This is a genomic window from Clostridium paridis (assembly GCF_016765615.1).
GTDB lineage: Bacteria > Bacillota > Clostridia > Clostridiales > Clostridiaceae > Clostridium_T > Clostridium_T paridis.
Window position 1 is genome coordinate 1 of the sequence record NZ_JAESWA010000021.1, and the last position, 7,695, is coordinate 7,695.

Annotated in this window: 8 protein-coding genes, 1 tRNA gene and 1 rRNA gene; 6 read left to right on the plus strand and 4 right to left on the minus strand. The window is 30.2% G+C overall.

Translation table 11 applies throughout. From position 1 onward, the window contains the following. From rrf to ilvD, 3 genes are all read left to right on the plus strand, one after another. A 5S ribosomal RNA gene (gene rrf / locus JK634_RS07490) occupies positions 1-117 on the plus strand. A 4-nt stretch (positions 118-121) separates the two neighbouring features. Continuing rightward, positions 122-197: transfer RNA gene (locus tag JK634_RS07495), tRNA-Phe, on the plus strand. 149 nt (positions 198-346) lie between these two features. Continuing rightward, positions 347-2,062: a dihydroxy-acid dehydratase gene (ilvD, locus tag JK634_RS07500; protein WP_202767026.1), complete on the plus strand. Its 1,716-nt coding sequence runs from the start codon at positions 347-349 to the stop codon at positions 2,060-2,062. A gap of 39 nt (positions 2,063-2,101) precedes the next feature. Here the strand turns inward: ilvD and JK634_RS07505 are convergent, their stop codons facing one another. Then, complete coding sequence (locus JK634_RS07505; RefSeq protein ID WP_202767027.1) at positions 2,102-2,686, minus strand: HDIG domain-containing metalloprotein; 585 nt, start codon at positions 2,684-2,686, stop codon at positions 2,102-2,104. Between the two features lie 124 nt (positions 2,687-2,810). On the opposite strand from JK634_RS07505, the gene JK634_RS07510 reads away from it, so the two are divergent. Together JK634_RS07510 and JK634_RS07515 are read left to right on the plus strand one after the other, a co-directional pair. After that, a complete protein-coding gene (locus JK634_RS07510; RefSeq protein WP_202767028.1) occupies positions 2,811-3,908 on the plus strand; it encodes a mechanosensitive ion channel family protein in 1,098 nt (365 codons plus the stop codon). A gap of 1 nt (position 3,909) precedes the next feature. Continuing rightward, positions 3,910-4,536 carry a copper homeostasis protein CutC gene (locus tag JK634_RS07515; RefSeq protein WP_338031219.1) on the plus strand — a complete coding sequence of 209 codons (627 nt, stop codon included), beginning with the start codon at positions 3,910-3,912 and terminating at the stop codon, positions 4,534-4,536. 45 nt (positions 4,537-4,581) lie between these two features. On the opposite strand, the gene JK634_RS07520 is transcribed toward JK634_RS07515, so the two are convergent. Then, positions 4,582-5,175, minus strand: a complete 594-nt coding sequence (locus JK634_RS07520; RefSeq protein ID WP_202767030.1) for a hypothetical protein — start codon at positions 5,173-5,175, stop codon at positions 4,582-4,584. Then, positions 5,168-5,719 (minus strand): sigma-70 family RNA polymerase sigma factor, encoded by a 552-nt coding sequence (locus JK634_RS07525; protein WP_202767031.1) that lies wholly within the window; start codon positions 5,717-5,719, stop codon positions 5,168-5,170. Before JK634_RS07525 ends, JK634_RS07520 begins: the two co-directional genes overlap by 8 nt. A gap of 187 nt (positions 5,720-5,906) precedes the next feature. Here JK634_RS07525 and JK634_RS07530 point away from each other — a divergent pair, with 187 nt between their 5' ends. Continuing rightward, complete coding sequence (locus JK634_RS07530; protein WP_202767032.1) at positions 5,907-6,602, plus strand: DUF1287 domain-containing protein; 696 nt, start codon at positions 5,907-5,909, stop codon at positions 6,600-6,602. A gap of 59 nt (positions 6,603-6,661) precedes the next feature. Here JK634_RS07530 and JK634_RS07535 read toward each other — a convergent pair whose 3' ends face one another. Further along, positions 6,662-7,339: a uracil-DNA glycosylase gene (locus JK634_RS07535; RefSeq protein WP_202767033.1), complete on the minus strand. Its 678-nt coding sequence runs from the start codon at positions 7,337-7,339 to the stop codon at positions 6,662-6,664. Positions 7,340-7,695 lie beyond the last annotated feature (356 nt).

Genomic DNA, 7,695 nt, shown 5'->3' on the forward strand with positions numbered 1-7,695 from the left:
ATTGGTGATGATGATACAAAGGTAACACCCCTTCCCATTTCGAACAGGACGGTTAAGCTTTGAGATGCCGATGGTACTGCACGGGAGACTGTGTGGGAGAGTAGGGAATCGCCAATTTCATGGCTCGATAGCTCAGTCGGTAGAGCAGAGGACTGAAAATCCTCGTGTCGCTGGTTCGATTCCTGCTCGAGCCACCAAGAAAGATCTAGATTATCTAGGTCTTTTTTTTATTTTTTTAAACAATTATTAGATGATATGATAAAATTAGTTAAAGAGAATAAAAAATATATTTTCAAGCATTGATTAAGGAAATATAAAAAAATATGAAGTGGGTAAGGTGAGAAGTATGCTATATTCTCAAAAAATAAGAACAATTGCTCCTGAGATGGATTCGTTAAAAAGAGGAATGGGATGGAATACAAAAGATCTAGAAAGTAAACAAATAATAGTAGAGAGTACTTATGGAAAGAGTCATCCAGGAAGCGCTCATTTAGATGTAATAGTAAAGGAAGTTATGAGTGAACTAGATAAATTTGATGCAAAGGCAGCAGATTATTATGCTACAGATATCTGTGATGGGCAAGCTCAAGGACATGATGGAATGAATTATTCTCTAGTATCTAGAGAAATAATTGCAGATATAATAGAAATACATGTGAATGCTACGGGGTTTGATGGTGGAGTATTTATAGCAAGTTGTGATAAAGGTATGCCAGGAAATTTAGTAGCTATGTGTAGAGTAAATATACCGTCTATAGTTATTCCAGGTGGCATTATGAATGCTGGGCCAGATCTCTTAACTTTAAATCAAATTGGAACATATAGTGCAATGCATAAAAGAGGAGAAATAACTAAAGAAAAGTATGAGTTTTATAAAGAAAATGCTTGCCCAAGTTGCGGTGCATGCTCTTTTATGGGAACTGCAGCTACTATGCAAGTGATTAGCGAGGCATTAGGAGTGTCACTTCCAGGAGCTGCACTTTTACCAGCTACCTCAGGAATAATGAGAATTTATGCACAAAAATCATCAAAGGCTCTTATAAATCTCATTGATAAAGGAATAAAGGTATCAGATATAGTAAATAAAAAATCTATTGAAAATGCAATAATGGTACATGCTGCAATCGGAGGGTCAACCAATGCATTGTTGCACATACCAGCAATTGCAAAGGAATTAGGAATTGAAATTACTCCAGAGGATTTTGATAGAATTCATAGAAAAATTCCATTTATATTAAATGTAAGACCTAGTGGTCATTGGCCAGCTAGTTATATTTATAATGCAGGAGGAGTTCCAGTAATTATGAATAAGATAAAAAGATATCTTCATTTGGATGTTCTTACGGTTACAGGAAAAACTTTAAGAGAAAATCTTGAATCGTTTAGTGAAATAGAAGAATATAAAGGGTATATAAATTCGTCAAACATCAATACTAAAGATATTATATATGATGTAGATAATCCAATTAAAAAAAGTGGAGCTATTTCAGTATTGAAAGGAAATATAGCACCAGATGGATGTGTAATAAAACATTCAAGTCTTCCAATTGGGATGAGGAACATAAAATTACGTGCTAAAGCATTCGACTCTGAAGAAGAAGCATTTGAATCAGTTATAAATGGAAGTATTAAACCTGGAGATGCAATAATAATAAGATATGAGGGACCAAGAGGATCTGGAATGCCAGAAATGTTCTATACAACAGAAGCTATAGCATCAGATGAAAAATTAAATTCTACAGTAGCATTAATTACAGATGGAAGATTTTCAGGTGCAACTAGGGGACCGGCGATAGGGCATGTATCTCCAGAAGCTGCAAATGGAGGGCCAATAGCTTTTATTAAAGATGGAGATATAATTCATATAGATATAGAGAATAGAAGTATTAATATTGTAGGAATAGGTGGACAAGAAAAATCACTATTAGAAATTAAAGATATATTAGATAGTAGAAAAAAAGAATGGATTCCTAAACAGCCTAAATATACAAAAGGAGTTTTAGGAATGTATACAGCCCTAGCCACTTCAGGAATGGAAGGCGGAGTAATAAAGATAAGGTAAAAAGAAGCCAGTCAATATTTTAATATCGACTGGCTTCTTTTAAATATCTTCAATGCCACCTAATCCGATGCTGTCAGCTATTTCTCTCATAGCGAGAATAGTATGTTCTATTATGTAATCTAAGTCCATACCTAACATTTTAGCACCATTTTCGATAATGGTTCTATCAACTCCAGCAGCAAAGCCTTTAGATTTATATTTTTTCTTCACAGATTTTAATTCCAAATCCAAAACACTTTTAGAAGGTCTCATTATTGCAGCTGCAGTAATTAGTCCAGTAAGTTCATCTATAGTATATAATACTTTTTCCATTAAATGAATTGGTTCAATATCGCAACAAATTCCATAACCATGACTTGCTATAGCATGAATATATTCTTCATCAATATCATGTTCTCTTAATATTTCTTGAACCTTTATACAATGTTCATTAGGATACATCTCATAATCTAGATCATGTAACAATCCGATGATTCCCCATTTATCTATATCCTTTTGATTTAATAGTCTTGCAAAATATCTCATTACTCCTTCAACAGTTAAGGCATGATTAAGCAGAGATTCACTCTTATTGTATTCACGTAATAAATCCCAAGCTTCAGCTCTAGTTAGTTTAACAGACATATATTTTACCTCCCCAGAAAATACAAATATAAGTACATTTTACTACTAAAGTTAGAAAAAACAATAATAAAAATTTAGGATTAGTATTTGATATAAAGACAAATACTAAATCTAGGTGATAGGTATGGAAGAAGTTAAAAAGTTAATAGCTATAATTTCAAGTTCTCCCTTTGAAATAGTATTTGTATCACTGCTTATTTTTGTTATTTCATTTATATTTAGAAAAATATTTTTGATTTATGTATCTAAATGGTGTAATAAAATAATAAAATCAACAGAGAATACCGTAGATGATAAGTTGTTTAAAGCATTAGAGAAACCGATAGCATTTCTAATTAATATGCTAGGTGCATATTTTGCACTAATGTATATGTCTAGTAAGATATACTATAGAGAAGTTATTATAATAAGTGGAAAGATATTTAAAGTAGCTTGGGTTATATTTTTTACCTGGGTTACTTATAATGTAACTACAAAAAAATCATTATTATATAACAGGGTTAAAAGAAAGTATGCAGAAAATGTATATAAGATTGTTTTTCCATTTGTATCTATTATAATAAGAATTATAGTAGTAATTATTTCTATTAGCATAATAGCAAGAGAATTTGGATTTTCAGGATTTATTACAGGACTTGGAGTTTCAGGAGTTGTTTTTGCTCTTGCAGCACAAGAAACATGCTCCAACTTATTTGGAGGCGTAGTTATATTAATAGATAGGCCTTTTTCTATCGGTGATTGGGTTCAGACACCAGAAGTAGAGGGCATAATAAAGGAAATAACTTTTAGAAGTACAAAAATTACTACATTTTCTGATGCTTTAGTGACTATTCCAAATGCAAAACTCGCAAATTCTCATATAACTAATTGGACACTAAGAGATGAAAGAAGAATATATTTTAGATTATATTTAGATTGTGAGACAGAAAGTAAAAAAATTAGAAGGTTAATTCATAGAATAGAGGAATTACTAAAAAGTGATTCCAGGGTAAATAAGAATGTAATTATTGTCGCATTTGATGAATTTACTAAAGAGAGTTTAGAGATTTTTATATATTTTTACACAAATGTGATGGAGTTTGTTGAATATAAAAAGACAAAAGAAGACATTAACTTAAAAATATTAGAGATTGTAGAGGAAGAAGACATTAGTTTTGCAATTAATAGAAATAAAATATATATAGATAAGAAAGAATTTTATGATAATGAAAGGGAGAGTTAGTGTGGAATATATATTAGAGGCCGCAGTTGGATCCTATATAGAAGCAAGAATTGCGGAGGAATTAGGGGCGGACAGAATAGAATATTGTGATAATATGTTAGAAGGGGGCACTACTCCTAGTATTGGATCAATAACTATTGCTAAAAAAAATTTAAGAACTCCATTTAATGTGATTATAAGGCCTAGGGGAGGAGATTTTGTTTATTCTGAAGATGAAATTGAAATTATGAAAATGGATATTCAAGAGTGTAGACAATTAGGTGTAAATGGAATTGTAGTAGGTGTATTAAATAAAGAAAATAAAATTGATGTTGAAATAATGAGAGATTTAATTAAGCTTGCTAAGCCTATGAGTATAACTTTTCATATGGCATTTGATGAAATTCAGAATAAAAAGGAAGCAATAGATATATTAGTAGATTTGGGAGTAAACAGGATTCTGACTAAAGGTGGAGCTGACAAGGCTGAAAAAAATATAAACGAGCTTGCAGATCTAGTAAAATACGCAAATAAAAGAATAATAATTTTGCCAGGAGGAGGCATAACTTCTGAAAATTTTAGAAGAATAGCAGAAGCTACTGGAGCAAGGGAGTTACATGGAACCAAAATTGTAGGAAATTTAAAATAAAAGAAAGCTGTCTCAAAATAATTTGGGACAGCTTTGATATTAGTTCTAATTAATAGTGCTATCTAAAATAGGTATTATTTTTCTAGCAATTTTACTTGATACTTTAAATCTATAAGAGTATTTAAAATAATCTCCAAATAAAAAATAACTTTCTCTAAAATCATATTTTTCCTCTATTCTTTTAAATTTAACTACAAATTTAAATCCATAGGATTTTTCCTTGTACTCAAATTTTGAGATATCATTTAACTCTATAAACAAACTTTTTTTAATTTTTTGAAGTTGATTGGTTTCTAAAATTACAAACCTTTTGTTAGTTAAATAAAAGGTGTAGTATTGCCCTATATCTCTAATCATGTAAGGGACATAAGCTCTATAGTTAAAAGCATTCATATTAATCCAAAAACTAAAAGCTGTACTTTGTCCTCTAAATCGTTCTAATAATTCTTCATTTTCTAATAAGTTTGACAGAACAGTATTATCACAATCTAAAGAATTTTTTATTTTAATCTTTTCTTTAATTAGTTTTTTTCTGTTTTCTAAGTTTATATCTGAATCTATAGAAATGGTTTCATAATCATTTAATTCTGTTTCTGAGTAGTTAATATAATTAAAAGCTTTTAAAAGTAGCTTATTCATAATAAAGCCTCCTTTTCATATCTTGTAATTTCTTTTTCCCTCTAGATATTCGATTGTAAATATAATCAGGCGATAAGTTCAATTCTTTGCTTATTTCTTCAATACTTTCTTCATTAACATATTTCTTTAAAAAGATATTTCTATCTACTTCACTTAGTTTTTCTATTAGTTTAAACAATTCTTCATATTCCTCTTTTAAGGTCAAATCTTCTTCAATATTAGAAGATTCAGCTATGTCTGTAGAACCAATATCTACATTGCTTAAAGACTTAGAAGACCTTCTCTTATAATCAATTGCTTTAAATTTAGCTATTGATATAATCCAATTCTTGAAGATTCCTTTGTTTTCATCAAAGCAATCAATGTTATACCAAATATTAAGTAGGATATCATCAAAGCATTCGTCAATATAGTTTTTATTGTGACTTCTATCCAGAATGTTATTAATTACTGTATAGATGAGTTTGCCATAGTTATCGATAAGAAGATCAAGAGACTTCGTATCTTGGTTTCTTAGTCCATTAATAATCTTAGTATCAGTCATTTAAATATCACCTACTTTCTATTTAGTATACGAAGCATATGGAGAAGGTCTATCAATTAAATTCATAAAACTTTATTAATAATATCTTAAATCAAAATATATCAACATATCTAGTCTAGAAATAAAAGGAATTTGTGGATAAGATATAAATATAAGCGTTAATCTGTGTATAATTTTAGGGGGATTTATGAGAAGAAGAAAAATATTTTTTATATTAGGAGTTATACTCTTCGTAGCTTTTATTATATATGGAAAAATTCAGTATGATAAAGGTAGTGAGATAATAGATAAGGTTATTGATAAGTTACCAATTGATAAAGTCCAAGTCCCAGATGAAAGTTCAAAAGTAGATAAAAATAAAAATGGGATAGCAGATCCAATAGATATAGTAAATGAGGCTAGAAAGGAAGTTGAGAAAAAGACAATATATAAAGATGCATATTATTCAGGAGGATATCCGCCTGATGGAGAAGGTGTATGTACTGATGTCATATGGAGAGGGTTTAAAGGAATAAATGTATCTATAAAGGATTTAATGGATAAAGATATTAGTGGAAATTTAGGGGCATATAAGAGAGTTAATGGAAAGCCAGACCCTAATATAGATTTTAGGCGGGTTGTGAATGAAGATATATTCTTAAAAAGAAGTTGTGATAGTCTCACAACGGAATTTAAAGAAGATGATATCAATAATTTGAAGGAATGGCAGCCTGGGGACGTTGTAGTTTTTCTAGAAGGTTATGAGCATATAGCTATTATTTCAGATAGAAGAGATAATAAAGGCATTCCATATGTAATCCACAATTCTCATCCTGCAGCCTCAGAAGCAAAGTTGAGTTGGTTTAAGAACCCTATACACGGACATTATAGATGGAGATATTAGTTTAAGAACATGAAGAAGGTAAAAAGTTCGCATTACTGCATAACTTTCTACCTTCTTTTTTATATATTTTCGATTTGCCAGTCTATAGGAGTTTTTCCTATAGACTTTAAAAAGTCATTAGTTTTAGAGAAGGGCTTTGAACCAAAGAAACCTCTTGAAGCTGACAATGGACTTGGATGAACAGATTTTATAATATAGTGCTGAGGATTTGTTATGAATTTCTCCTTTGAAATAGCATTATTTCCCCAAAGTATAAAAATTACTGGATCAGTCCTGTCATTTAATAAAGATATTATTTTATCAGTTAGTATTTCCCATCCTTTTCCCTTATGAGAATTCGCAAGATGTGCCCTAACTGTAAGAGAAGCATTTAGAAGTAAAACTCCTTGATCTGCCCACTTTCTTAAGTAACCGTTATTAGGAATATAACAACCTAAATCATCTCTAAGCTCCTTATACATATTAACTAGCGATGGTGGAATTTTAACACCAGGTTTTACTGAAAAGCTAAGGCCGTGTGCCTGGCCAGGTCCATGATATGGATCTTGACCTAATATTACAGCTTTCACATTTTCATAAGGAGTATACTCTAATGCATTAAAAATATCACCCATGTTAGGATAAATTGAAGTGGTGTTATATTCTGTAATAAGAAATTGTCTAAGTTTTAAGTAATATTCTTTCTCAAATTCGTCTTTTAATAAGTCTTGCCAACTATTTTTTATATTTACCGACATAATTATCACCCTAAAATATTATAACACTTTTGATATTATATTAAACATTGTATCAATTCTAGAAATAAGAAAACGTTATACATGCAAACACTTTTCCGTGCGTATCAATAGTTAAAAAAGCTTGAAATAAGTTGAAAAAGGGAGTATTATATACATAATATCTTATAAATGAACTTTTGGTAGAAAAGTGACGAAATATATATGGTAAGATACTACTTGTCGCTGCGAGAGAGCAGAGACGAAACAAACAAATTGGTCTTTGAAAATTAAACAGAGGAAATGAAGTAAGATTTAGAAATAAACTTAAGTCAACGTAATCTTTTGAGTTAGATTAAGCTTTCAAATTGAGAGTTTGA

Excerpts from the sequence above, each read along its gene's own strand:
- ilvD (WP_202767026.1), top strand. The coding sequence starts at position 347 with ATGCTATATTCTCAAAAAATAAGAACAATTGCTCCTGAGATGGATTCG.
- JK634_RS07505 (WP_202767027.1), bottom strand. The coding sequence starts at position 2,686 with ATGTCTGTTAAACTAACTAGAGCTGAAGCTTGGGATTTATTACGTGAA.
- JK634_RS07530 (WP_202767032.1), top strand. The coding sequence starts at position 5,907 with ATGAGAAGAAGAAAAATATTTTTTATATTAGGAGTTATACTCTTCGTA.
- JK634_RS07510 (WP_202767028.1), top strand. The coding sequence starts at position 2,811 with ATGGAAGAAGTTAAAAAGTTAATAGCTATAATTTCAAGTTCTCCCTTT.
- JK634_RS07525 (WP_202767031.1), bottom strand. The coding sequence starts at position 5,719 with ATGACTGATACTAAGATTATTAATGGACTAAGAAACCAAGATACGAAG.
- JK634_RS07535 (WP_202767033.1), bottom strand. The coding sequence starts at position 7,339 with ATGTCGGTAAATATAAAAAATAGTTGGCAAGACTTATTAAAAGACGAA.
- JK634_RS07520 (WP_202767030.1), bottom strand. The coding sequence starts at position 5,175 with ATGAATAAGCTACTTTTAAAAGCTTTTAATTATATTAACTACTCAGAA.